A 24,642-nucleotide genomic window follows, 5' to 3' on the forward strand; every position below is an offset into this window, starting at 1 on the left:
ATAAGAACCGGTATAAGAATACAAAAACATATCCTTCCTTATATTGTAAGAAAAAACCTGCCTGAATCCCTTAACGGGCGCAGGCAGGCTTTTCGTATAGGTTATGAAATCTACTCAGCGGCTTCCTCTTCGGCAGCCTCCTCCGCTACTCGCGGTGCGGTTACTGACAATAAGTATTCATTAGCCGATGATACAAGAGCTACTCCTTCCGGCAGCTTAATATCGCCGCCTTGCAGTGTTGCACCAATATCAAAATCGCTAATATCAATCGTAATGGTTGTTGGCAGATTAGCTGGCAAAGCCTGAACCTCTATAAAATTGCTGTCCATTTGAATAATGCCGCCTTGCTTCGTCCCTTTAGCCGTGCCTGTAAACTGAATAGGAATTTTCGTACGCACTTCCTCGTCTTGCTTCACCCTTAAAAAATCAGCGTGGATGTAATCCTGCGAAATCGGGTCTTTCTGTACATGCTCCAATAATACAGGGATTTTCTCCGCGTCACCAAGCTGAAGCTGAACTACACCTGCTCCGCCGCCTTTAGCCCACTGATGAAATTCCTTGCGAGATATATGAATCATAGCATTGTCCATACCTGAGCCAAAGATAATACCTGGTAAGCGTCCTTGTTTGCGCAATTGCTTTAATCCTGAACGATTCAAGTGCTGTCGTTGTTCCGCATGAATGGAAATACTCATTTTGTTTAGCTCCTTTAAAAAAATTATTGTGCCCCCAAAACCCATCGCCTGCTTCCGACTACTGATTTTGCCCCCACCCGCGGGGGTAAGCTGAGCACCATGACATCACCTCCAAGCTTGTAGAAAAATAAAAAAATAGATAGTAAGGCACCTCGTCTGTGTGACGAAATGCCTTGTTATCTATTACCTTAACATATTCAATTAATGGTGTCGAATTTAACGGCCGGCAGTCAGATTGTGCAAGGCTAATCCGTTACATTGTAATTTCTACCTTGTAAATACGGTCATCGTTAGCGATTGGAATTTTTGCACCTTCTTTTTTCTCGTCATCGCTAATCGCAATTTGCTGCCCGTTGATCTTCAGCAAGCTTACACCATTCGTTCGCTGCTCAGGATTTCTAACCTCAATATGATACTCAGCTTCACCTGCGCGGTATTGAATCGAATAGCCCGGCCAGTCGGACGGAATGCTTGGACGAATATACAAGTAGTTGCCACGCTTTCTAAGCCCGATAATCCACTCGACGCCGGCCTGATACATCCAGCCCGAAGCGCCGGTATACCAGGTCCAGCCGGCATGGCCTTTATTCGGATCCTCGGAATATACATCGGCAGCCATGACATAAGGCTCGCCTGCATATATTTTTGCCTCCTGCGCCGACTTGGCATGATTGATCGGATTAAGCAAATTGAACAGCTCAAACCCTTTACCGCCCTGCTCCAGCTTGCTCCAGGCGAGGATGCTCCAAATAACTCCATGCGTATATTGGGCGCCATTTTCTCTAATACCTGGCGGATAGCCTTGAATGTAGCCCGGGCTCGGGTTCGTTTCATCAAACGGCGGCGTTAATATGCGCGCAAGCTGCAGGCTGCGATCGACCAGCTCCTGGTCAAAGGATTGCATCGCCTGCTCCGCCTTCTCCTCGCTTGCCATGCCAGAAATAACTGACCACGATTGAGCGATAGCATCAATGCGGCACTCGGCATGCTCAATCGTTCCTAGCCATTGTCCGGAATCGGTAAAGGCTCTTCTAAACCACTTGCCATCCCATGCCTCATTGTTCAACGCCGCTACAAGCCGCTCATAGCATTGCGCATAACGCTGCGCTCTTCCCTCATCACCGTATTTCTTGCTAATTTCGCTGAAAGCAGGCAGCAGGCCGCCTAGAAACCAGCCCAGCCATACACTTTCTCCTCTTCCTTCAGGACCGATCATGCTCATGCCATCGTTCCAGTCGCCGATGCCGATAAGCGGCAACCCATGCTCCCCTACCGGCAAGCTGCGGTCGATCGCCCGGAAGCAGTGCTCGGCTATTGAGCTGACCTGCTCGGAACGCACCGTTTCCTCGTAACGCTCATGCTCGTCTGGTCCAAGCGGCGCGCTGTGCAGATACGGAGCTGTCAAATCCAATATTGAATCATCTCCGGTCTGGTCAATATAGCGCAGCACGGCATATGGCAGCCAGAGCAAATCGTCTGAGAAGCGGGTGCGTATGCCCCGCTGTGTTTCCTCATGCCACCAATGCTGCACATCTCCCTCTTCATATTGATGCTCTGCATGCAATAAAATTTGCGCCTTCGTCCGGCTGGGCTCGAAGTGCAGCAAGGCAAGCGAGTCCTGCAGCTGATCGCGATAGCCGTAAGCGCCGCCCGCTTGATAAAAAGCGGTTCTGGCCCATAGCCGGCATGCAATTGTTTGATACATTAGCCAGTGATTGATCATAATATCCAGCTCTTGGCTTGGGGTCGAAACCGATATCGTCCCTTTAATATTGTTCCAATAAGCAAGCACAGCCTCATACTGCTCGCGGCAAACATCCGAGTCACGATAGCGTATCGCCAGTTGCGAGGCGGACTGCCCGGAATCGGTGCAGCCCAGCAAAATATATACGTCTCTTTCCTCTCCTGGCTGCAGGCTCAGCTTCAATTGCATCGTACCGCAGCTGTTGGACAAAGCTCCAACCGTTCCAGAAAGCTGCTTGCGCCTCATGCCATCCGGCTGATCGACCGAGCCGGCTTGCCCGATAAATTCAAAACGGTCGGCTGTCCATGACAGGTCCTCGCCTTCTTCGCTGTTCATATTGCGTCTCTTGGCCGCAATAGTAAGGAAAGCATGCGCGTCGCGGAAGTTTTCCTGATAGGTGTTGTGGGCGATTAATGAATGACTGCTCTCATCATATTGTGTAATGACCATAGCTGCCTGATCTTCCCGATGTACACCGAGCACCCATTCAGCGTAATAAGTTACTGAAAGCTCACGCACGTCTTCAGTCGTATTTATCAAACGCAGCTTCATCACTTTAACAGGATCCTTCAGCGGGACAAAAACAGTCGCTTGCTGGACGATGCCATAACAGCTGCGCTCGAATCTCGAATAACCCTGTCCATGAATGGCAAGCGCCTCCGCATCCTCAAGCTCAAGCCGGCTCGGCACAGGCTGCCAGACCTCGCCGCTAAGCTCATCCCGTATATAACAAGCCTCACCTGCAGGATCAAGAGCAGGGTCGTTCGACCATGGCGTAAGCTTACATTCCCGGCTGTTGCTCCACCATGTGTACCCAGTAAACATTTCCGATATAATACAGCCGAACTGCGGGTTGCTCAGCACGTTAATCCATGGGGCAGGCAGCGGCTGATTTCTTCTTACTTTAATGCGATACTCGCTTCCATCAGCTGAGAAGCTGCCATAGCCATTATCGAACAAGCCGCTTTCCTCCAAGCCCTTCAAATCCATCGTTGCATGCTGGTAGCGATTCGGCTGGGCAACAGCAGACAGCAGCCCGGAGCCGGCAGGCTCCTGCTTCTCCAGCGGGACGGTTTGGGCCTGCAGGCTGGGCCCATCTGCATGAACGACAAATCGGGCAGCTGCAAACAACAAATGCTGATCCGCTTGATCTGCAGATGCAGCTGATATCATTCTAAAGCTGCCGTAAGGTCCGTCCAGCCCGCCATAAAGCTGATCGGCCAGCCTGACCAGCTCATCGCGCAGCTGCTGCTGATAGCCCTCAAGCGATTCATTCCATACTACAGCATCAAATTGCAGACCATTTCTCCATAAATAGACACAGCCGGTAAACAGCTTGAGCAGAAACGGCAGCTGGCTTGTATCACTGGCTCGTATAAGCAGAATCGGACGATCGCCCGAAATGCCATGCGCCCATAATCCTTGCTGGCTGCTCTTCAGCGATCGTATCGCTTCCGCCTGCTGCTCCTGCAGTTCTGTCCGATAGCGAATCCGGCTGCCAAGCTGCTGGAAAGCAACAATATCGTGCGGCTTAATATGCAAATGAGCAAGCTCGATCTGGCTGTAGGTCCAGGCAAGCTGCTTCGATCTGGCAATTTGCTGCCGGTCCGATAAGCGAATAGCCAGCTCGACCGCTTGATTGCGGCTGTCCGCTGCGCCTGTAATCATAACGAGCTGGGCTGTTTTGCCTGCTTCAATCCGGATGCGGCGCCGCATGACAAATGCCGGGTCAGCTACCGAGCCTGTTTTGCCGCTTAATCGCTCCGTTATGCCCTTTGGTTGGCGAAGGGAATAGCCGCGTCCTATAAACTGCGCCCGATTCGTTTCATATTCAGCTGCGCCCAGCCCCTCATCTCCGACTACATAAAGCCTGTGGAAAACCCATAGCGGCTTGTCGCTTGCTTGACGCGGCCGCTTGTTGGCAAGCAGGCTGCCGGACGCTGCGTCCATTTCCGTCTGAATAAACAATCGCGAGAAAGCAGGATGCGCTTTGTCGGCTTCATGTCCGGCCATTGCTATTTCCATAAACGAGGTAATCTCAAGCACCTTTGCTTCCTGACTTTTATTCGTTAAAGTAAGCTCCCGTATTTCAGCATTCAGCTCTGGGGAAACCGATACCTCCAGCATGCTTCCCACATCATCATATTCACTGTAATACAACGTTTTTTCCTGAAAAAATTGAACGCGGCTGTTTTCTTGCTCGATTTGACAAGGCTGATACGCAGGTGACCAGAGCTTGCTGCTGCTGGCATTGCGTATATATACAAATACGCCCCACGGATCAAGCACAGCATCCTCACGCCAACGGCTTATATCGAGGCCATTATACTGAATATAGCCGCTGCCGCTATTCGTTACAGCAGTTGTAAAGGAGCCGTTCGACTGAATATTTTGTTCGATCGCATGCTTGCCGTCAGCTTCAAATTGGCGCAAGGGACCTGCTTGTCTATTCCCGATTGCTGCTTTGCTCGACTTAATTGTTAATTCCCGCTTCATTAGAGCTGAGATTGGCGGAATGCGCTCGGTAAGCAGCAGCTCTGCAGCCTGTACGCGCTTGTCTTGATGGAAATAGTCGTACATGGCAACCGGCAAAAGCATATTCGCCAGTGTGAGCATACTCATACCCTGATGATGCGCCATAAAGCTGCGGATCACTTTATATTCACTGCCTCTAGGCAGGCGGCTTGGTGTAAAGTCAATCGCTTCATAAAAGCCATATTGGCCGCGGGCTCCGATAAGCTCCAGCTCTCTTAAATTGTCCATGCCTGCTTCAATCGCATAAGGCAATGCCATGATGGAGGCGTATGGCGCCACAACGAGATCCTGCTCCAATCCCCGCTTGAAGCCGAGGCCTGGAACGCCAAAGGCCCGGTATTGATAGTTCATGTTGTAATCGAAGGCATAGTAGCCTGACTCCGATATGCCAAACGGTATGGCATTCTCCCGCGCATAATCGATTTGCCGCTGAATAATGCCTTTATACGTACTGTCCCAAAGCGTATTGGCGTAGGTCCTCATAATAAGCCAAGGCATCATATATTCAAACATCGTCCCCGTCCATGACAGCAAGTAAGTATATCCAGCCGCCTGCTTCACAGAGCGGCCAAGCACGGACCAGTGTGCAACTGAAATTTGGCCAAGCGCAATCGCTACAAAGCTGGCCTGCCGCGCTTCAGAGGCAAGCAAATCGTACAATATCGTATCGCGCTTATCCGTGTCGGCATGATAGCCAAGCACAAATAATTTCGCTTTGTCGTCATACAATTGACGGAAATCAGTAGCGGTAATCAAATGCTCCAATCGATCAATCTGATTGTCCATCCTGTGAATAAATTGCAGCTTCTGCTCTCTTTCCTCAGCTGCTTCAATCGCCTGCAGCTTGTAGCGCTGCTCTTCTAGAAGACGGACTAGCGCTTGCTTGACTGTCATCATACTGGCTACAAAATTTCCTGAATCTACAGTGGAGACATAGGCAGGATGCAATACGCGCAAGCTTTGCGTATCGTACCAGTTATATAAATGCCCATGCCACTTTTCCAGCTTTTCAACAGTAGTTAACGTTTGTTCCATTCTGTCCAAGAGCTGCTCGGCAGTAATAAAATCGAAATCGCGTGCTGCAACAATTGACGTCAGCAAAAAGCCGATATTGGTTGGCGAAGTGCGATGCGCTACGCCTTTATCCGGTTCGAGCTGTACGTTGTCTGGCGGCAAATAATGATCCTCTTGCCCCGCATATGCCTCATAGAAGGCCCAAATTTCCTTGGCCAGCCGCTTCAGCTCATGCTTTACACCTTCATCCAGCGGCCTGCGTGCCGCTATGACCGGCTGATCCAGCCAGCTTGCGAGCATCGGAGCAACCGCCCATATTAAACAAAGGATGACGGTCAGCCACCTCGCTGATAAAGAAGGCTGAATGATTGCGACTATGACTGCAAGAGCAATCAATGCATAGCCTCCGCCCACAAAAACGAGCGGAAGAGATGCATAGGAGCTTTTTCTCGCACGCTCCACATGCGAGGAGCTGGTCCATTCAAGCAAATGACGCTTGCTTACTATTAAGCGGTATAACGTTTTGCAAATAGCGTGAAGCAGCAATGCCGTTTGAAAAGGCAGCATCACAAATTGCACTGCAGCCTGAAACAAAGCGACGCTCACTCTGCGCAGCTGCTTCTCTTTGTAAATAGAAGGCAGCTGCCTAATTGCAGGCAGCAGCAGCGTAATCGCCAGCACGAGCATCCAGCGCAGCAAAGAGCCCGGCAAAATCGTAACAGCAAGTAATATTAACAGAAAGTAAGCAATAGGCAGCAGACTTCGTCTAAGATTATCGATAAGCTGCCATTTTGTAATGATCGATAAGTCAATGGGCATCAATTCGCCGCGCCGATTGTGGAGCGAAGGAAGCAGCCAGCAAATAAGCTGCCAATCTCCTCTTACCCAGCGATGCAATCGTTTCTGATACGCAACAAAGGTAGACGGATGATCATCAATCAGCTCTACATCGCAAAGAAGACCTGCTCTCAAAAAGCCCCCCTCCAGCAAATCATGGCTAAGCACACGATTATCTGGAATTCGCTCGCACAGCACCTGATAAAACACATCGACATCAAATATGCCTTTCCCTGTAAATATTGCTTCTGACAAAGCATCCTGATAAGGGTCGGACGCAGCGAACACATACGGGTCTATGCCTGGCTCTGATGATAAGAATGCCAGTCTGGAACGCAGTGCGGACGGATGGCTGACGCCAATTCTTGGCTGCAGCACACCATAGCCCTCCACTACCCTTGTGCCGGCCGTATTAAGCCTTGGCCTGTTATAAGGCAAATGAATAGCGCCGATCATTCTCGCTGCAGAGCTGATCGGAAGCTGAGTATCCGCATCTAACGTAATAATATAACGGATAGCTGAATAAACCTTGCTATCTCCAATCTGGTAGAAATAGCTCGTATCCTGGCTGCCTTTGAGCATATCGACAAACTCAACCAGCTTCCCCCGTTTCCGTTCCCAGCCCATATAAATATTTTCGGACTCATTCCACTTCCTTCTTCTTTGTAAAAAATGGAACGTCGTGCCCGTATGGTTATAACGGTCATTCAATTCGTCTATTCGGGCTTTTCCGGTTTCAAGCAGCGCTTGATCCTCAGGCTTCACTTCTTCTCTAGAGTCTGTAAAATCCCCTAGTAAAGCAAAGTGGATATGGCGGTCGCGATTGGCCAAATAATGGATTTCCAATTGATCTGCCAGCTCATTGATTTCCTCAGCCGACGACCAGATAGCCGGAATCACAACCATCGTCGCTGCATCAGCCGGTATTTTTTCCGACAAGTCAAGACGGAGCAGCGGCCGCGGGCGGCACAGCTTCTCAATGCCGTAATGCGTAATTGACATGACCCATTCGCTCATCGGCCAAATTGCCACAAGCAGCATACAAACCCATCCGAGCCATCCGATTCCTCTGCCAAGCCCAACCCAAGCGCCTGCTAAAATGGTTAAAATAACAAGTAAAATAACTGAACTGCTCATATATGTGCCTGCCGCCCGTTCTGAAAACATGCGTCTCATGTCAGGGCTTGTTTTGCTGCATGCCTTTAATGCGCGCAGCAATTGCTTCACCCCGGCCGGATCAAGCAGGTAGAAGGCTACAAACACAGAGCGGGGAGCTGGCTCTTTATTACTCTCATTCTGTTGCTTATAGCCATTAGCCAGCTTCACCGCTTGCTGGGCGATAAGATTTTCCGGCACCTTCAGCCTTGCTGCCAGCTCTGCTGTGCGGCTGAGCAAGGAATTGCGGCTGCTCGCATCGAGCAAGCCATAATCCTTCTGGCTTTGACGATACGTTTGGTCAGGCAGGCACAACTGTTCAGCAATACCTTGCCAGTCCATTCTTTCAATGGAGCGCATGCTCGTAATCAAGCTTCCTGCTGTCAATTGATAGGAAGCTTGCAGCTGATACTCATATGTAATGATCTGGTTTAAGTCCTCGAGCCCATTATCATATTGGCATTGCAGCCACTCTCGTACAGTTTGCGCGTCGCCTTGCCATTCCCGCAAGTGAGCAATTAAATGGACAATCCATGGACCTGACAACGGCATCTCCACCTGTGCCTCGCGCAGCTTTTGCTGTATAACCTCTGCGTTTATTTGCTCAGGCTCAATGGAAGACAACAGCTTGTCAACAGCCAGGCAAGCCTCTCTTCTTTCTTGAACAAGAGAGACTACTTCGGCTATTTGGTCCAAAAAAGCAGCTCGCAGCACAATCGGCAGCGACCATATTTCGTTAATAGTCAATACAGCAATTTCCTGATAAGCATTTACAAAAGCCAGAAAGGAGCTCTCGCTCCATACTCCGTCCACAACGGATAAATATTGCTTGCAAATGGCATGGATACGCAATTGCTCGCTAGTTTTCATATAGGGAAGATAACGCAAATTTCTCTTTTCAAGCTGCAGCTTGAGCTCCTCCGCCTGCTCCTCCAGAAATTCCGAGTTATCAAGCAGCCACTCATCTGCCGGCTGTGAGCAGATATGCGCTTCTCGATTCAAGGATAGAACAGAAGCGCGAATTTGTTCAATATGCTTTGCAACGCCTGCGTTTAAGTAACGCGGCTGTCTGCTTTTTATTTTTGGCGAATGCGATAGTGCAAGCTCATGTGCCTTACTGCTTAATGTTTGCAAATGATAAGTCATATTTTCCTCCGAGGTCACAATAATCAAGCTGTCAGAACTGCAAAAATTATTAATTGGAACAATCAAATTATTTCCATTAACATGAGCTTTTATGAATTTAATTTATTTCTTTGATATACTAAGTATACTTGATATAAAAATTATATCTGATATAATTACGTTAGAAGGCGGTGATTCCATTGAAGGTATGTCCTTATCTGCATTATTCGTTCCAGGTGCTGGGCAAGAAATGGAATGGATTAATTGTTCATTATTTGTCTTTGCAGCCAGATGGCAAAGCGCATTTTTCAGATATTAAACGGGATTTGGAAGAGATTACACCGCGTGCGCTTTCCATCAAGCTGACGGAGCTTATCGAGCTTGGCCTCATTCACAAGCTTGTAACAGCAAGCACGCCAATTGAAATTTCTTACGCGTTAACAACAAAAGGAATGGAATTAACGAAAGCTCTTGCACCTGTACAGCAATGGGCACAGCAGTTTATGGAAGAAAAATAGACTCAGCAGTTTGTGAATGTTAAATAGGTTGGGCTTGTTTAAGAAAGTAAAAAGGGTGAGCAGTTTGTGTACGTTAAATAGGCTTGGTTCGGCTTGTTTATGGAAGTAAAAAGGCTGAGCAGTTTGTGTACATTAAATAGGCTCGGCTGTTTATGGAAGTAAAAGGGCTCAGCAGTTTGTGCACGTTAAATAGGCTCGGTTCGGCTTGTTTATGGAAGTAAAAAGGCTGAGCAGTTTGTGTACGTTAAATAGGCTCGGCTGTTTAATGAAGGAGAAAGGGTGGATATAGTATGAAAAACAATCCGATGGCTTGTGATTTAACTACAGGTATTTGTGGAGATGCGGGGGAGTCTGGCGTATTCGAACTGGTGGATCTTAACGCGCCAGTGAAGAAGGTTGATCTTTATTATGCAACCGATCCAATTTGCTCGCATTGCTGGGCGCTTGAGCCGGTTATGCGCAAATTTGTTAAGCAATACGGCAAGCATTTGAACATCCGCACAATTGCCGGCGGTTTGCTTGCAGGCTGGGACGGATTTGCTGATGTGAAGAATGGAATCGGCAAACCTAGCGATGTTGCTGGGCATTGGCGCGAGGTTGGGGCGCATTCCAGAATGCCGATTGACGGCTCAGTTTGGGAACATGATCCCATTATGTCCTCTTACCCGCCGTCAAGAGTATTTAAGGTTATCGGGCAGCAGGATGAGAAGCTTGCAGCTGTATTTCTTCGCAGAGCAAGAGAGGCTGTATTTGCATTCGATCGCAATATCGGCAAGGATGAGGTACTTATCGACATCGTTAATGGGATTGGTTTGAATGGTGAAGGTATCGTAGCCAAAGCGGGCGAGCCGGCTGCCCAGGATCTGCTGGAGCAAGATTTCGCTTTAGCTGCTTCTCTGGGTGTTCGCGGGTTCCCAACAATTATTATGGTAAATGAAGATAAAAAAGGTGTTAAAATTGTTGGGGCGCAAACGTTGGAGCATTATGCTGCCGCACTAGAGCAGGTGCTTGGAGAGAAACCAACTGCCGAACCGATGCCGGCACTAGCAAGCCTGCTTCAAGAGGAAAAACTGTTGTTTTCCAAAGAAATTGAGACTGCTTACGATATAGACCGGGATGAAGTGCAAACCTATGCAGAGCAACAGCTGGCCGGGCTTCCTTATAAAAAGCAGGAGCTGCTGGGCGAACTGTATTATACGTTGGAAACTGCTGATTAATTTAGCGGATAGCCACTACAGCCATTGACACGCTTGATCACTGTGCTGTCCCTCTAAACATAAATAGAAACGGCGCGTCTTTGGCTAAGGATGCGCCGTTTCTCGATGAGAATTCTCCGTTCCCTTGCCCTTCTCTTTTGCTTGCCAAAGGTTGCTCGACGAATCGACATTTTAGCCAGCTAAGGGGGTTGAACCCTGACAAGTGCAACTGTTAAGGCTTGATCCTGCGAATATCGGACTGGTGAATGTCGCAAAGTATGCCAACTATAAGTAGTTTGGAGGAAGCGCCGACTGGTTGTGTATGATTTTACATATACAATTGAGGTTTTTGGAACATTTCAGCGTATTGTGTATGAATTTTCATATACATTGAGCCGTTTGGAGGAAGCGCTGCCGATTGTGTATGGTTTTTCATATACATTTGCGGTTTTTGGGGCATTTCAGCGTATTGTGTATGAATTTTCATATACATTGAGCCGTTTGGAGGAAGCGCTGCCGATTGTGTATGGTTTTTCATATACATTTGGGGTTTTTGGGGCATTTCAGCGTATTGTGTATGAATTTTCATATACATTGAGCCGTTTGGAGGAAGCGCCGCCGATTATGTATGATTCTTCGTATACATATGGTTTGTATATACATAGAGCTGCTGAGCTGCGTACTGAGTTTTGTGCCGGGCTTCGTCTCTCGTATGATGGAACGTCAGATCAGTAAAAAGCCTTGCTCTCTTCAAACAGAGCAAGGCTTTATTTTCATAAAGGCGAGTGCTTTATTTCTTCTTGAACTTTTCCTTTAAAAAAGCGATGATTGCTGGTAGCACTGAAACAAAGATGATAAGCAGCAGAACGGTCGAAAAATTATTTTTGATAACGGGTATATTGCCAAAATAGTAGCCGGCAGTCGTACACAGGCCTACCCAAATAACTGCGCCAATGATGTTGTAAGCTATAAAATAGCGGTAGTTCATCCGGCTGGCCCCTGCAACAAATGGAGCAAATGTGCGGATAAAAGGCATAAAGCGGGCAATAATGATCGTTTTTCCGCCATGCTTATTGAAGAAAGCTTCTGCCTTGTCCATTTTTTCTTGATTAATAAGCTTGCCGAACCATGTATCCGGCCTGATCACCGTTCCGACCTTTTTTCCGATATGATAATTGACTGTGTCGCCAATCACGGCAGCTGCGAAAAACACCAGCATAAGAATCCCTAGATTAAAAGCTCCTTGCGCAGCAAATGCTCCGCTCGCAAACAGCAGCGAATCCCCAGGCAAGAACGGAAAAATAACGACTCCTGTTTCCACAAAAACGATTAAAAATAAAATGGCATACGACCAGTTGCCGAACATATCAATAATTTCAACAAGATGCTTGTCAATATGTATGATAAAGCTTATTAAGTTTTTTATAATTTCCATTCTGGTACCTCAATTCATTAGTAGTTATAGAACGCCTCATTATTATAGCCCATTCCAGCCTCGTAGAAAAATAATTGTAAATTATCCCTTATATCCGGCTATTTCCGTCTTTCAACTATGATATACTTAACGACATATATACGGACAAACAGATGAATTTGTTCCACTTTTTTAAAAATTAAGAATGTAAACGTTGCGGAGTGCTGCCAGAAATGAATATAAATTTACGCTATTTTCTATTATATTATATTTTTATTTATGCCGGACATGCTATCTATTCTACTTTTGTTCCTGTCTACTTTAATGATATAGGCTTTACACCTATGCAAATCGGCACCATTCTCAGCTTCGGCCCTTTTATCGCCATGCTGGCACAGCCGTTCTGGGGAGCAATGAGCGACCGCGCACGTTCGAAAAATATGATTTTGCTGCTGTTGATCGTCGGCAGCGCCGCAGCTATGCTATTCGTTCCGCTGTCGACGGCATTTCCTTACGTTGTCGCAGTCATCTGCATATTCACTTTATTTCAAACCTCTATATTTGCTATTAGCGATACGATTACGCTTGAAGCGATCGATAAGCTTCGCACAGGCAATTTTGGGCATATCCGAATGGGCGGAACCTTTGGCTTTGCGATTATGTCGCTTGTGTTTGGATTCATTGCCGAACGACAGCTTGGCTCGATGTTTCCAATCTATGCAAGCATAATGGCGCTGTGCTTCCTGCTTGTGCTTAAATTTCCACATGTTGCTGGGCATCAGACAAAAGGAAAAGGCATGTCCATTGGTGTTATTTTAAAAAATTACAAGCTGATGCTCTACCTTGGTTTTAATTTTATTTTACAAATTACGCTAGGTTTTTATTATTCATTCTTTCCTATCTATTTCCGTGAGCTGGGCGGGGACAATGTGCTGCTCGGCTGGTCGATGGTTATTTCTTCACTTGCCGAAGTGCCTTTTCTGCTTTTTGCTGATAAAATTTTTAAACGGGTAAAAATTCATTATATTTTAATAGCTGCGGCGATTGCGACTACATTGCGTTGGATTTTGTTTTATTCGATACAGTCGCCTTTATGGGCGCTGCCTGTCCAGCTCCTGCATGGCGCGATGTTTATTGTCCTGACCGTCACGATGGCTGCCTATATTAATCGTGAGGTGCCAAAGGAGTTGAAGGCAAGCGGTCAAACGTTCAACGGCCTGCTCAATCTCGGAGTAGCGAGAATTATCGGGAGCCTTGCGGGAGGGATTGCGATTACAAGCTTTGGCCTGCGCAACGTCTTTTTATACAATGCTATTATCGCTGTCCTCTCAACTCTAATTTTCGGCTTGCTCGTATGGCGGCTTCAAAATCGTGAACGCAAGGATAAACGTCTCCGCCATCCTTAGGAAGGGCGCGTTTACAATACAAGGGCTGCCTTCATTGGTCGTATACGAACCATTGAGGCAGCCCTTGCCAATTTGTCATTCCTTATACATTTACACGATACGCTTCAAAGCTCACTTCTTGCTCATTAACGATGCTGTGAAATTGATTCATTTCTTCATTTAATCTAAGTTCAAGCCTATCATTAGCAAGCGTTCGATATTCAGCTCCGTGCCCTCCGGCAAATACAGCTGGCTTCTGCCTTTGCGCATCAGCAAATTGCTCCAGGTTTGCAATGCCTTGCTTGGCAGCTTCCTCCAAGCTGATTGCTTCGACAGCTGCTCCGTTGCTGCTGCCTTGGCTGACAATTCTCCAAGCGACGCTTCGCTCCTCTGCTGTATAGCTTTGCTGCAAATGAACCGCAATATAGACATCGCCGCACTGGCCGTACATCGCCTTCTCCTCGAACAACCAAGTTCCTTTCGGCAAGCAGCCGATTATATGATCAGCCTCATTATCTGCAATCGGATACAAAGCCAGCACCGCGCCTTTATGCATAACAATCTGTTCTATATTGCTTTGGTGTCTCCAGTCATTCGATTCCACACCGCCAAAATGAACGCCAGGATGGAAGAAGTACACGCGATTAGCTAAGCCGTCGCCACTTGCCGGCAGCGTAATGCTCCAGCGATGCTGCTCATTATCAAATTCAACAGCCCGCTCCCACATTCCACCTGCAGTGAAGCTTTTATCCATGTAAACATAACTGTGCAGCACTTCATAGTTGGAAGCTTCCGGCTTGGCTGGCACAAGCTGCTTCACTTCATGCGGATATGTGCGCTCATTTACTTTTGCTATCGCATAGACAGGCGCCTCTGCGTACAAAAATCCTGCATATTCTACTCGAGGCACATCAGCAGGGAAACTAAAGTCTCCGAATTGAACATAATCAAACAATACATTGCCGTCTGACGGCAGATCATGCGGCAAGCCTCTGGAATGCGCACCTACCCAAGCTCCCTTCCAATAGAAGACGGCCCTTGTATCCCATAAAAAATCCAGCATTTCCTTCAGCTTGCTGCGAAGCTGCTCGTCCTCCGCAATTTCATAAGCGCTTGTAAAAGCTTGCACCCAATGCCAAAACCAAGGCAAGCAGCCATACTCGGTCATGCCAACTTTTTTTATTCGCTCTAACGTAGCTTCCAAGCTTTCTGCTCCATCCTTGAGCAGCCCGCTATCGTTAAAAATAGTGCCATAAATAATTTTAGCAGCTGTATATTTAGCTTCGTGATGATGATAATAGTGCAGCGGCACACGGTAGAAGCTGCTATTACGCAAGGTTTCAAAAGCCGCTTCAAATTCTGCTCGAAGCTCAGCAGACAACTCCTGCTTATACCTTTTGTAGAAATAAACCATTAATAGTCCCATCAGCTCCGCTGGCAGCGGATTAACCTTCGCCTCAGCCGGACTCGGTTCAAGGCGCAGCGGCCAGTGTCCATAAGTATCGCTCTCATTGTGACGATCCTGCAGCCGCAGCACCTGCAGCATGACCTGCTCAGCCTCCCGCTTAGCGTGCTCCCGGTCAACCTCCAAAGCGATGCTGTGATCCAGCGCAGCTGCAAATAAATAAGAAGCGTCATAAAAGTTATTGCGAATATCGTGATGATGCCAAAATCCGCTCGGAAGCTTTTCGAGCTTGCCGGCCCGATTGGCACAATAAGTTATAATTTCTTTCATTCTCGATATGTACATGTCTTCCCCACCCTCTATCGTAGTCTACCGTCGATTGTATAGGCAGCTACTAGTATTTGCAAGGTGAAAGATTATTCCCGGGATAAAAAATCACTCGCCAATCTTTTTGTTGACACACGGAAACATAGTGTCTACAATACAACTTAGTTGCATTGAGTAAACTTTTTTTCTGCATAAAAGACAAGGAGAGGTGAATTTTAGCGATGGGCATCATCACTACCACGCCAAATAATCAAGCTAAAGAGCCAGTTCGCCTGCAACAGCTAAAAGCATGGCGGAATACAAAATTTTCATTTGTATTCCTAGCTATGTTTATTATCCTATTCGCCGCTATTCTGCTCGCCAGTTCAATCGGGCCTGTGAATATTCCTTTTCACCACACGATGGCAATACTGGCCAAACAGCTTGGGCTTACGGCGGCTGCTCCTTATTCTGAACGTGATCTGCTTATAGTATTGCAGATACGGCTGCCTCGTGTTCTTGTAGGCGGCTTAGTCGGCGCAGCACTCGGCGTTTCAGGAGCTGCGATGCAGGGGCTTTTCCGCAATCCCTTAGTTGAACCTGGTTATGTCGGTGTATCAAGCGGAGCAGCTGTCGGAGCTGTATGCGCGTTGTTTTTTGGCTGGAACGCGCTAGGCTTGTGGGCAGTGCCATTATCCGCATTTGCCGGGGCGGTTGCGGCGATTTTCCTAATTCTTGGCGTATGGCAAAGCAGCCGCTTGAAATCAATTGCAACCTTGCTGCTGCTCGGGATTGGCATTAACGCCATGCTGTCTGCACTTATCAATATTATGGTAGCAAGCTCCAACACCGAGCAGGAGCTGCGCAGCATTGTTTTTTGGCTGCAGGGCGGCTTGGAAGCACGCACATGGGAGCATGTGCAGCTCATCGCAATGCCGATTATTCTCGGCAGCCTTATTACCATTATGTACAGCCGTGATCTTAACATGATGCTGCTTGGCGATGAGCAGGCAACAAGCGCTGGCATTCCGGTTAGACGAACAAGATTCACATTGTTAATACTTACTTCACTCATGACAGGAGCAGCAGTTGCGGTAAGCGGAATAATCAGTTTTGTCGGTTTAGTGGTCCCGCATATGATACGGCTCCTTATTGGGCCAGACTATCGTTTTTTGCTGCCGATGAGCGCAATTGGCGGAGCCATTTTTCTCATATTGGCTGACTTGGTGTCGCGCATGATTTTACAGCCTGTCACTTTACAGGTGGGCGTAGTTTGCGCATGTATCGGGGCGCCTTTATTTATTGCATTAATATGGCGAGCCCGCAACGGAGGGATAACCGAATGACAATCGTTAGCGTTGAAAAGCTGCAAGTGCAAATCGATAAACGGCTCATCCTTCAGGACATTTCCTTCCAGGCAAGACGCGGGCAATTCATTGGTTTAATTGGTCCTAACGGCAGCGGTAAATCAACGTTGCTGCGCTCATTAGCAGCATTCACCGCGCATGACGAGGGCCAAATTAAGATAGCAGATCGCCATATTACAGCTTATCGCTCCCGTGAACTGGCACAAATAATCGGATATGTTCCGCAAAATACGAATATCGACTTTGATTTTTCCGTGCAGCATATCGTTCTCATGGGAAGGCATCCGTTCAAGTCGCGTTTTGCCCGAGAAAACGGGCAGGACTACGATATTGCAGAGCAGGCGATGCAGCTCACCGATACATTGCATCTAGCTGAACGGCTGGTAACAAATTTATCAGGCGGACAGCGGCAAATGGTTTTTATCGCTAAGGCGCTGACGCAGCAGCCCCGGCTTTTACTGCTGGATGAGCCGATATCGGCACTGGATATTCGCCACCAGCTGCGTGTTCTGGAGCTAATTCGCCATTTGACAGGGCAAGGCATGACCGCCATTGCCGCTTTGCATGATTTAAACTTGGCTGCCAGATATTGCGACGAATTACTGCTGCTAACCGATGGCTGCATCCTTCACCAAGGTCCTCCCTCTGACGTGCTGACGCCAACAACCATTCGTCGTGCATACCAGATAGAAGCTCATGTCGAGTTTGATTCTCAAACGGCAGCTCCGGCAATAACTGCTTTAAAAGAAGCTGGCAATCCTTTTTAATTCATGGATATATGATGTGGAGGGATAATTAATGAAAAGATTTCAATTGGTAATAAGTTTGGCAGTATGTTTTTCTTTCGTTTTAATAAGCGCCTGCGGAAGCAGCAAAATAGAAATTGATCCGACCAGCAAGCCCGTTGTACAACAAAATTCCTTCCCTAAAACGATAACGGTTCAAGGGGAGGAGGTTCGTATCGAAAAGCAGCCGCAACGAATCGCGGCATTGTCTCTGGATGCGGCAGAAGCTGTTTTAGATATAAGCGGCGCCAAGCATTTAGCCGTTATTCCTAAAAGCTCAACTGATCCCGCTCTTGCTTTTCAGGCAGAAGAAGCGAGCAAGGTCGAGCATAAAATAGCAAGCGCTGCCTCTCTCGATCCGGAACAGGTACTAGCCTTCCAATCAGATTTGATTATTATGACGAAGGTCCACAATGCCGAACAGGACGCAGACCAGCTTTTAAAAAAAGCAGGCATTCCGATTCTGTCACTATCAGCGTGGAACACCTTTGAACATATATGGACGAACTATGCATGGATTGGAGAAGCGATAGGCGAGGAGGATTCCGCCAAGCAGATCATTGATGAAATGAAAGCAAAAGTGGATGAAGTTCAGCAAAAGCTGGAAGGAGTTGCAAAGCCTTCGGTACTCGTCATCTCTCCGCTTGGACCGGGCACTGGACCTTATTTTATCGGCTCGTCTAATATATCCTATGAAATCGTAAAGCTGGCAGGGGCCAATCACAGTGCCGATGAGCTTGGCATTACACGGGTTACCAAAGCATCTATTGAGCAAATCATAAAAACGGATCCCGATTATATTTTGCTTATTCAATGGAAGGAAGGCGATGCAGCGGATTTGGACGAAATCACCAATACTCCTGGCTGGGAAACGCTTAAAGCCGTGAAGGGCAATAACGTTAAAATAATGACGGTCAAGCAGTTGTTTTATCCTAACCGCTATAATACGGACAGCTTACAGGAGCTGGCGAGATGGCTTCATCCTGATCGCTTCTAGCCCGGAAAGGGGGAAAAATAAGCAATGATAGGCATTGTACTTTTATCGTATGGCGCGCTTCAATCTATTGATGATTTACAGCCCTTTTACACCCATATTTTTCATGGAAGGCTGCCGTCTGATGTGATTCTGCAGGAGGCTGAGCGTAAATTTCGCCACTATCAGGTTGCCGATCCGCTTGCAGCGGTAACAGCGAGGCAAGCTTATTCATTAGAAAAAAGATTGCAGCGCAAAGCGGTACATCAGCCTATAGCACATCAGCCTATAAAGGTATACACAGCGATGAAGCATACACCGCCGTTTATTTCCGAAACGATCAGTCAAATGATCAGCGATGGGGTGACTAAAATTATAGCTTTGCCCGGATCCCCTCTCTTCTCCAGAACAGGTACTTTGTTTTATGAGCAGCAAATAAAAAAATCCATTCAAACAAGCTGCCAGGAGATACCTTTGACGCTCATTTCACGCTGGCATTTGCATGCAGGGCTTATTCAGGCATTGGCGTGGCGCCTGCAAACCGCGCTGAATTGGCTGTCACATGCTAATCGCGCTGCAGCTGCTGTTATTTTTACTGCCCATAGCCAGCCAGGCTTGCCGCATGCCAATCAAGAATATGTAACAGCATTTCATGAGCTGGCAGCGGCCATTGCCGCAAAGCTTGGACTAACTAATTGGAAAACCGCTTATCGCAGTGCAACGCCAGGACAAAAATGGCTGGAGCCTGATGTAAAGCATGTAATTAATAGCGCTATGCTTGAAGGCAGCACTGCTGTCGTCATATGCGACCTGCTTTCCATGACGGAAAACATTGAAGCGCTTTTCGATTGCCGTGTAGAAAGCGGGAAATACGCGGCCGAGCTTGGTCTTGAATTTGCAGCAGCTGAGTTTCTAAATGATTCCGATGATTATATGGATGTTCTTGAGGATATAGTTGCGCAGCATCTGAAACCATAACATAAACAATTAATACGAGCCATTAATTGACAGCGGCTCGTATTTTCATTATGCTAAACTGCGTATCAATTATGAAATGAGGATGAACGTTGAGCGCTTATTCACAGCCTATTTATACGGCAGCTTTAGTATTTATCATTATTGCATTTATGATGTTTGTTCCCTGGCTTATATATACATACCGCAAATTCGGCTTTTTGTCGGTTTCAACAACGCTTATTGCTTTTTCCTTTATCTTTTATTTTCTATCTGCTTTATTTCTGGTATTGCTGCCTTTGCCGGAATCGCGGGACACTTGCGCTCTGCTTTCCCCTGGAGCCAAATCCTACTCGCTAATGCCCTTTCAATTTGTAAAAGATACACTGAAGGATAGCGGCATTATATTATCTCAGCCGTCCACTTATATTTGGGCACTGAAGCAATCAGCTTTTCAGCAAGCCTTTTTTAACTTTTTGCTGCTAATGCCTTTCGGTATTTACTTGCGTTACTTTTTTCAAGAAAAAAAGTATTGGGCCAGAGCGCTGCTTCTTACTTTTGGATTAACGCTATTTTATGAAATTACACAAGCTACTGGCATCTATGGCATTTACAACTGCGCATACCGCATTTTTGACGTAGACGATCTTATGCTGAACACGGCTGGGGGCATTTTTGGATTTTTCACTGCTCCAATTTTCCTGGCACTTTTTCCTTCTAGAGCAAAGGTGGCAGCCAAAGCCAATGAGCTGCTTGAGCAGGATGAAGTGAAGCCAATGGCCATTCTATTGTCCTTGCTTATAGACTTTATTGTCATACAGCTCGCTGCAACTTTGCTTCAGCTATTTACGCCAAATACAGGCTTTTCGAGCTTCATTATTCACTCGATCATACTTATTGCTATGTTTTTTGTGCTTCCTGTTCTATGGAAAGGCAACACCTTGGGGAGCTTCATTATGAAATTCAGATATGACAGTTATAACAGCAAAGCTGCAACAGCTAAAAAATTAGCTAAACGAACATTGGCTATTTATGCAGTGTACCTAGTACCGCTAATGCTTGGATTGCTGAATCAAATCGAATTTCCGATAGGCTCGCATTATTACGTGCTGACCGTATGGATGCAGGTGGGAGTTGCTGCGATCTATTTTTTGGGAAGTCTTACTCTTCTCATTCATTGCATTATTGTGCTGGTAAGCAAAGGCAAGCGCCGCTTTTACTTTGACGAAGCCGCTGATATTAATCCAACGAGAAAAGGATGACCCCGTGCCACAATTTCCGTCCTGATGACGATTAACTTAAAAAAGAGCCGGTCCACGCTATGAAGCAGACTGGCTCTTCTCCATTTCGGCCTGATACAATTACAAATCCTCTGACCTGCCAGTTCAACGATTAAAGTTGCTTCCCTAAATAGCGTCACAGAATCTATTAACCTACTCGATCGCTATTGATGCAAGGATTTCCAGCTTCTGATGTATGCAAATTTGGATTGCAAAAAAAGAAGCCTGCCTATGTCCCCTTCAGACATGACAAGCTCCCATTTTTTTATTCCCCAATCTAATTTGTATTCAGTTGACCTGTTTATTGTTGCCACACCGCTTCAGCAATTTCACGCACTAGCGCAATCTTTTTCCACTGCTCTTCCTCTGTAATAATATTGCCTTCCTCGGTCGAAGCAAAGCCGCATTGCGGGCTTAGGCACAAACGATCCATATCCACATACTGCGCAGCCTCATGAATACGGGCAATGATCGCTGCTTTATTCTCAAGCTCGCCCGTTTTCGAAGAAATCAAGCCTAGTACAACATGACGGTCCTTCAAATTCTGCAGCACTTCGAAGCTGCCAGCCCGCTCTGTATCAAATTCCAAGTAAAAAGCATCATAGTTAGCTTGACTAAAGTAAGCTTCTGCAATCGCATCATAGCTGCCTGTTGCCAAATAGGTAGACTTAAAGTTGCCTCTGCAAACATGTGTTGTTATTACAAGATCCTCTGGCAGATCTTTCGTTGCCAGCTCATTTACTTTGACGGAACGAGCAAGCGTCTCGGCCAGATTGCCGCCGCTTTCTTCAATGCGGGCACGATTTTTCGGATCACATAAAATACCCCATGTCGTATCATCCAATTGCAAACTGCGGCAGCCTGCGTTATAAAAAGCTAAAATAGCTTGATGATAAGCTTCGCCTATATCGGCAACCAGCTCATCAATGGAGTCATACACAGCTAGAGTGCTTTGCAAATTGTCGCCTACTCGCAGCAATTCAAATAAAAGCTGCGCAGGAGCTGGAATCGCTTGGCGCGCCACTACTTCTTCACCTGCAGCCGCCTTAAGAAACGCAAAATGCTCCAAAAATGGATGCTCGTTTGAAAACTTAATTTTGGATGATAATCTAGCTGTTTCTGCTCGAGTCACCACCCCTTTGAATACATAGCCGCTTTCCAGCTGCACCTTATCCACGCCAGCAAAACCCCACATGAAATCAAGATGCCACCAGGACCGTCTAAACTCGCCATCGGTCACTGCTTTTAGTCCTGCTTGCTTTTGCTTTGCAATCAGCTTAATAATTTCTACATCTTCAACCGCGCGAAGCTGCTCTTCTGTTATTTCATTGTTCAAATATTTGTCTCTAGCTATCTTTAACGGCTCTGGCCGTAAAAAACTGCCTACAATATCATACCGAAACGGAGTATCTGTTCGTTTACTTATCGTTGATGCACCGGACATAATTGTTCTCTCCTTTTTACACTATCCCTTTTATCTCCGACTGTTGAAAAAGAAATTTTTGCCCAAAATGAATCGGCAGCCTCCCGACATTCGTTACAATATCCAAACGTTTTTTTCAACAGCCTTTATTTTTATAAATGTTAACACAAACATATCATGGTTATGCTGCTATAGCGTATGTCCGAAATGTTATATCCAGTTATAGCTTTTTGCTATACTTGCGCAAACAATAATACTATTTTTTTGAATTAGTAACTCGACTTTCGCGGATGCTCAAATCGCCTAACGGTTGCCATCGATGCTATTTCGATTATTTTAGCTCATTTAAGTATTTAACGGTTGCCACGAGCGCTATTGTCCCTTTTTTCGAGCAAAATCAGTGCTTTTTGGGAAATTATGCGCAATAACAACCGTTAGAAAATTCAAGCTGTCATTTTTGCCCGAATAGCGTTTGTGGCAACCCTTAGAAGCATCATTGCTCGGTTTTTGTAAAGTGTTAGCCATTTTTTATAACAACAAAAAACCGCCTTCTTTTTGAAAGGCGGTTCATCCTATTTAGTTAATGCCAGGCTGTAATGGCCCTGCCAATTCTTCAAGGAAAAACAACTTGCCTGGCAATGTAGGCATAAAGCTCGATGGGATCCAGCGGCTAGGCCCATGACGGAGCGTCGTCCACAAGGACAGTCCTTGCCACTGCATGCCTCTGCTTAACGCCCCATCGCAGCCGCCGATGATGCGATCCGACTGAAGGAACAGCCCCGGACCAATCGTATTGGCGCGGCAAGGTACTAATGTAGTGCGGCTCTTGAAGCTCGTTATTGCATTTTGCTCGATGGTAAGCGGATGCAGCTGAGCGCCGATGCGATGAGTCGCCTGCTTCCATTCCTCATCGCTGCTGAATTCGCCGCCATACTGCGGCTCCCAAAATGCAATATGCATAACGCGGCCAATGCCGAATATCGTAACGAGCTCAGCACCTTCTGCCTTCAGTGCAGCAATTTTCTCGGCATAAGTCGGCAGCTGCTCCAAGGTTGCGAAATGTCTTTGCTCGACTGGAACAGTAAGGTCGCCAAGCGGACCATAAAATGCCTGCTCCATCGCATATTGGAAGGAGCCTGTATGCTCAGGCGGCAATGTGTTCCCCTCTCCGTCGCTCCATTCATCCATGTTGAAGCCATATACATGCGAGCAGCTGATTTGCCATTCTTTCAGGAAAAATACAGCCCATTCATACATGCCCATTGGCCCGGCCGGTAAAATAAGCGCTGTTTTGCGGCCTTCCTCGCGATTTTTCTTAATTTGCATCGCAATTTCATGCCCCATCCGTACATTCAGCTCCTGCACATTATTGCAGGAGATGGGGTTAAAATCCGCATGCCAAAACGATTGCCGCTCCGTAATTGCTTCCGGAGGATGCGAGCAGCAGCGGTCAATCGCTTCCATATCCCAGCCTGCCGGATAAAAGCCCTCAAGCAATGAGCCCTGTACTGTATTAACAAAATTCATTCTCAATCGCTCCTTTAACTAGAATTTGGAGGGTGACGATTAATTGTGGATACGGCAACAAGCAATCGAAAGAATGCTACTACGATCAAGTTTGGGATTCCGACCTCTGTTGTAGTCCAATTGATTTAATTAAACCCTTTAAAAGATAAAATTGGCCTACAAAGGCGGACGCTGCCGCTTCTCCATTTCCCAATCTTGCTCTTCGTTCCCCTTTCTTATTGCTTATCAATCGTTGCCCGCAACTAATCGACACCCTCATTTGATTTTTTATATCGATTGCTTGCTCTTATGGCAATAAACGCACTGTCGTTAATCTCGGCCATGCCTGGCACTGTGTAAAGCCCTCCGCATACGGCTTGCCGCATTGCAAGCCTCTAAACTTGGATACGGTTCGCACAAAATCCAAAAAATCAATGCCGTCATGCTCGTACAGCCATTTTATTTGGCTTTGATGACTATCATTCATTTGTATTTTCAATTCAATATAATCGGAAATATCCACATATTCCGTCGGCAGAAAGCCGACTCCCGCCAATGTGTCCATATAATAGATAGGTGCTACTTTATGATGTTCTGCTATTCCTGAGGCTTCATCATAATAAGGTACCGTTGCGGCAAAGCTAGCATCGAACACCGCCCTCGATACTTCCATATGATCCTTCATATAGTCTTCCGGCGGATGCGTAATCATATAGTCCGGCTTCACTCGTCTAATAACTTGAACAAGCTTTTGCACCAATTCATCGGAATCGGATTTTACCGATAAATCAGGAACATCCAAGCTGATCACTTCAGCGCCGATGAGCTTCCCCGCAGCAATAGCCTCTTGTTTTCTCATCAACCGAAGCTCTTCTGTCGGGATAACTTTATGTCCTTTATTGCCATTTGCCACATGTACCATCGTTACCTTATGACCTTCTGCAGACAGCTTTGCGAGTGTCCCGCCGCAGCCGATTTCCAAATCATCCGGATGACAGCCCACTGCCAGTACATTCATCGAATCT

General features: G+C 46.7%; 16 protein-coding genes. 9 read left to right on the forward strand and 7 right to left on the reverse strand.

Going from position 1 to position 24,642, the window contains the following annotated elements:
• Positions 1–110 precede the first annotated feature (110 nt).
• Both V1L65_RS13725 and V1L65_RS13730 read right to left on the reverse strand, forming a co-directional pair.
• Complete coding sequence (locus tag V1L65_RS13725) at positions 111–695, reverse strand: 50S ribosomal protein L25 (RefSeq protein ID WP_331699734.1); 585 nt, start codon at positions 693–695, stop codon at positions 111–113.
• Positions 696–948: 253 nt separating this feature from the next.
• Positions 949–9,126: a GH36-type glycosyl hydrolase domain-containing protein gene (locus tag V1L65_RS13730; protein ID WP_331699735.1), complete on the reverse strand. Its 8,178-nt coding sequence runs from the start codon at positions 9,124–9,126 to the stop codon at positions 949–951.
• A gap of 179 nt (positions 9,127–9,305) precedes the next feature.
• On the opposite strand from V1L65_RS13730, the gene V1L65_RS13735 reads away from it, so the two are divergent.
• The 3 genes from V1L65_RS13735 (at position 9,306) to V1L65_RS13745 (ending at position 11,554) form a co-directional block, all read left to right on the forward strand.
• On the forward strand, positions 9,306–9,623 hold the full coding sequence (locus V1L65_RS13735; RefSeq protein ID WP_331699736.1) for a winged helix-turn-helix transcriptional regulator: 318 nt from the start codon (positions 9,306–9,308) through the stop codon (positions 9,621–9,623).
• A 290-nt stretch (positions 9,624–9,913) separates the two neighbouring features.
• Positions 9,914–10,840, forward strand: coding sequence for a DsbA family oxidoreductase (locus tag V1L65_RS13740; protein WP_331699737.1), 927 nt, complete (start codon positions 9,914–9,916; stop codon positions 10,838–10,840).
• 297 nt (positions 10,841–11,137) lie between these two features.
• Positions 11,138–11,554 carry a hypothetical protein gene (locus tag V1L65_RS13745; protein ID WP_331699738.1) on the forward strand — a complete coding sequence of 139 codons (417 nt, stop codon included), beginning with the start codon at positions 11,138–11,140 and terminating at the stop codon, positions 11,552–11,554.
• A 55-nt stretch (positions 11,555–11,609) separates the two neighbouring features.
• On the opposite strand, the gene V1L65_RS13750 is transcribed toward V1L65_RS13745, so the two are convergent.
• Entirely contained in the window at positions 11,610–12,254 is a 645-nt protein-coding gene (locus tag V1L65_RS13750; RefSeq protein WP_331699739.1) for a DedA family protein, read from the reverse strand.
• 212 nt (positions 12,255–12,466) lie between these two features.
• Between V1L65_RS13750 and V1L65_RS13755 the strand changes: the two genes are divergently transcribed.
• A complete protein-coding gene (locus V1L65_RS13755) occupies positions 12,467–13,639 on the forward strand; it encodes an MFS transporter (RefSeq protein WP_331699740.1) in 1,173 nt (390 codons plus the stop codon).
• Positions 13,640–13,721: 82 nt separating this feature from the next.
• On the opposite strand, the gene V1L65_RS13760 is transcribed toward V1L65_RS13755, so the two are convergent.
• Positions 13,722–15,368, reverse strand: coding sequence for a hypothetical protein (locus tag V1L65_RS13760; RefSeq protein ID WP_331699741.1), 1,647 nt, complete (start codon positions 15,366–15,368; stop codon positions 13,722–13,724).
• Between the two features lie 203 nt (positions 15,369–15,571).
• Between V1L65_RS13760 and V1L65_RS13765 the strand changes: the two genes are divergently transcribed.
• From V1L65_RS13765 to V1L65_RS13785, 5 genes are all read left to right on the forward strand, one after another.
• The gene (locus tag V1L65_RS13765; protein ID WP_331699742.1) at positions 15,572–16,675 is read left to right on the forward strand and encodes a FecCD family ABC transporter permease; all 1,104 of its coding nucleotides are present in this window, start codon (positions 15,572–15,574) and stop codon (positions 16,673–16,675) included.
• Positions 16,672–17,463: a heme ABC transporter ATP-binding protein gene (locus tag V1L65_RS13770; RefSeq protein WP_331699743.1), complete on the forward strand. Its 792-nt coding sequence runs from the start codon at positions 16,672–16,674 to the stop codon at positions 17,461–17,463. The genes V1L65_RS13765 and V1L65_RS13770 overlap by 4 nt, the downstream gene beginning before the upstream one ends.
• Before the next feature lie 31 nt (positions 17,464–17,494).
• The gene (locus tag V1L65_RS13775; protein WP_331699744.1) at positions 17,495–18,478 is read left to right on the forward strand and encodes an ABC transporter substrate-binding protein; all 984 of its coding nucleotides are present in this window, start codon (positions 17,495–17,497) and stop codon (positions 18,476–18,478) included.
• Between the two features lie 24 nt (positions 18,479–18,502).
• A complete protein-coding gene (locus V1L65_RS13780; protein ID WP_331699746.1) occupies positions 18,503–19,432 on the forward strand; it encodes a ferrochelatase in 930 nt (309 codons plus the stop codon).
• 89 nt (positions 19,433–19,521) lie between these two features.
• Positions 19,522–20,670 (forward strand): VanZ family protein, encoded by a 1,149-nt coding sequence (locus tag V1L65_RS13785; RefSeq protein ID WP_331699747.1) that lies wholly within the window; start codon positions 19,522–19,524, stop codon positions 20,668–20,670.
• A 319-nt stretch (positions 20,671–20,989) separates the two neighbouring features.
• Here V1L65_RS13785 and V1L65_RS13790 read toward each other — a convergent pair whose 3' ends face one another.
• The 3 genes from V1L65_RS13790 to V1L65_RS13800 all read right to left on the reverse strand — a co-directional run bounded on the left by V1L65_RS13790 (position 20,990) and on the right by V1L65_RS13800 (position 24,635).
• Positions 20,990–22,135: a 5-methyltetrahydropteroyltriglutamate--homocysteine S-methyltransferase gene (locus V1L65_RS13790; protein WP_442955698.1), complete on the reverse strand. Its 1,146-nt coding sequence runs from the start codon at positions 22,133–22,135 to the stop codon at positions 20,990–20,992.
• A gap of 552 nt (positions 22,136–22,687) precedes the next feature.
• Positions 22,688–23,638, reverse strand: coding sequence for a glucosamine-6-phosphate isomerase (locus V1L65_RS13795; protein ID WP_331699749.1), 951 nt, complete (start codon positions 23,636–23,638; stop codon positions 22,688–22,690).
• A gap of 286 nt (positions 23,639–23,924) precedes the next feature.
• On the reverse strand, positions 23,925–24,635 hold the full coding sequence (locus V1L65_RS13800) for a PIG-L deacetylase family protein (protein WP_331699750.1): 711 nt from the start codon (positions 24,633–24,635) through the stop codon (positions 23,925–23,927).
• Between the last annotated feature and the right edge of the window lie 7 nt (positions 24,636–24,642).

The sequence above is a fragment of the Paenibacillus sp. IITD108 genome (assembly GCF_036541265.1).
GTDB lineage: Bacteria > Bacillota > Bacilli > Paenibacillales > Paenibacillaceae > Pristimantibacillus.

What these genes read in the sequence shown, in the direction of transcription:
- V1L65_RS13725 (WP_331699734.1), bottom strand. Translation starts at nt 695, where the DNA reads ATGAGTATTTCCATTCATGCGGAACAACGACAGCACTTGAATCGTTCA.
- V1L65_RS13730 (WP_331699735.1), bottom strand. Translation starts at nt 9,126, where the DNA reads ATGACTTATCATTTGCAAACATTAAGCAGTAAGGCACATGAGCTTGCA.
- V1L65_RS13740 (WP_331699737.1), top strand. Translation starts at nt 9,914, where the DNA reads ATGAAAAACAATCCGATGGCTTGTGATTTAACTACAGGTATTTGTGGA.
- V1L65_RS13750 (WP_331699739.1), bottom strand. Translation starts at nt 12,254, where the DNA reads ATGGAAATTATAAAAAACTTAATAAGCTTTATCATACATATTGACAAG.
- V1L65_RS13755 (WP_331699740.1), top strand. Translation starts at nt 12,467, where the DNA reads ATGAATATAAATTTACGCTATTTTCTATTATATTATATTTTTATTTAT.
- V1L65_RS13760 (WP_331699741.1), bottom strand. Translation starts at nt 15,368, where the DNA reads ATGTACATATCGAGAATGAAAGAAATTATAACTTATTGTGCCAATCGG.
- V1L65_RS13765 (WP_331699742.1), top strand. Translation starts at nt 15,572, where the DNA reads ATGGGCATCATCACTACCACGCCAAATAATCAAGCTAAAGAGCCAGTT.
- V1L65_RS13770 (WP_331699743.1), top strand. Translation starts at nt 16,672, where the DNA reads ATGACAATCGTTAGCGTTGAAAAGCTGCAAGTGCAAATCGATAAACGG.
- V1L65_RS13775 (WP_331699744.1), top strand. Translation starts at nt 17,495, where the DNA reads ATGAAAAGATTTCAATTGGTAATAAGTTTGGCAGTATGTTTTTCTTTC.
- V1L65_RS13780 (WP_331699746.1), top strand. Translation starts at nt 18,503, where the DNA reads ATGATAGGCATTGTACTTTTATCGTATGGCGCGCTTCAATCTATTGAT.
- V1L65_RS13795 (WP_331699749.1), bottom strand. Translation starts at nt 23,638, where the DNA reads ATGAATTTTGTTAATACAGTACAGGGCTCATTGCTTGAGGGCTTTTAT.
- V1L65_RS13800 (WP_331699750.1), bottom strand. Translation starts at nt 24,635, where the DNA reads ATGAATGTACTGGCAGTGGGCTGTCATCCGGATGATTTGGAAATCGGC.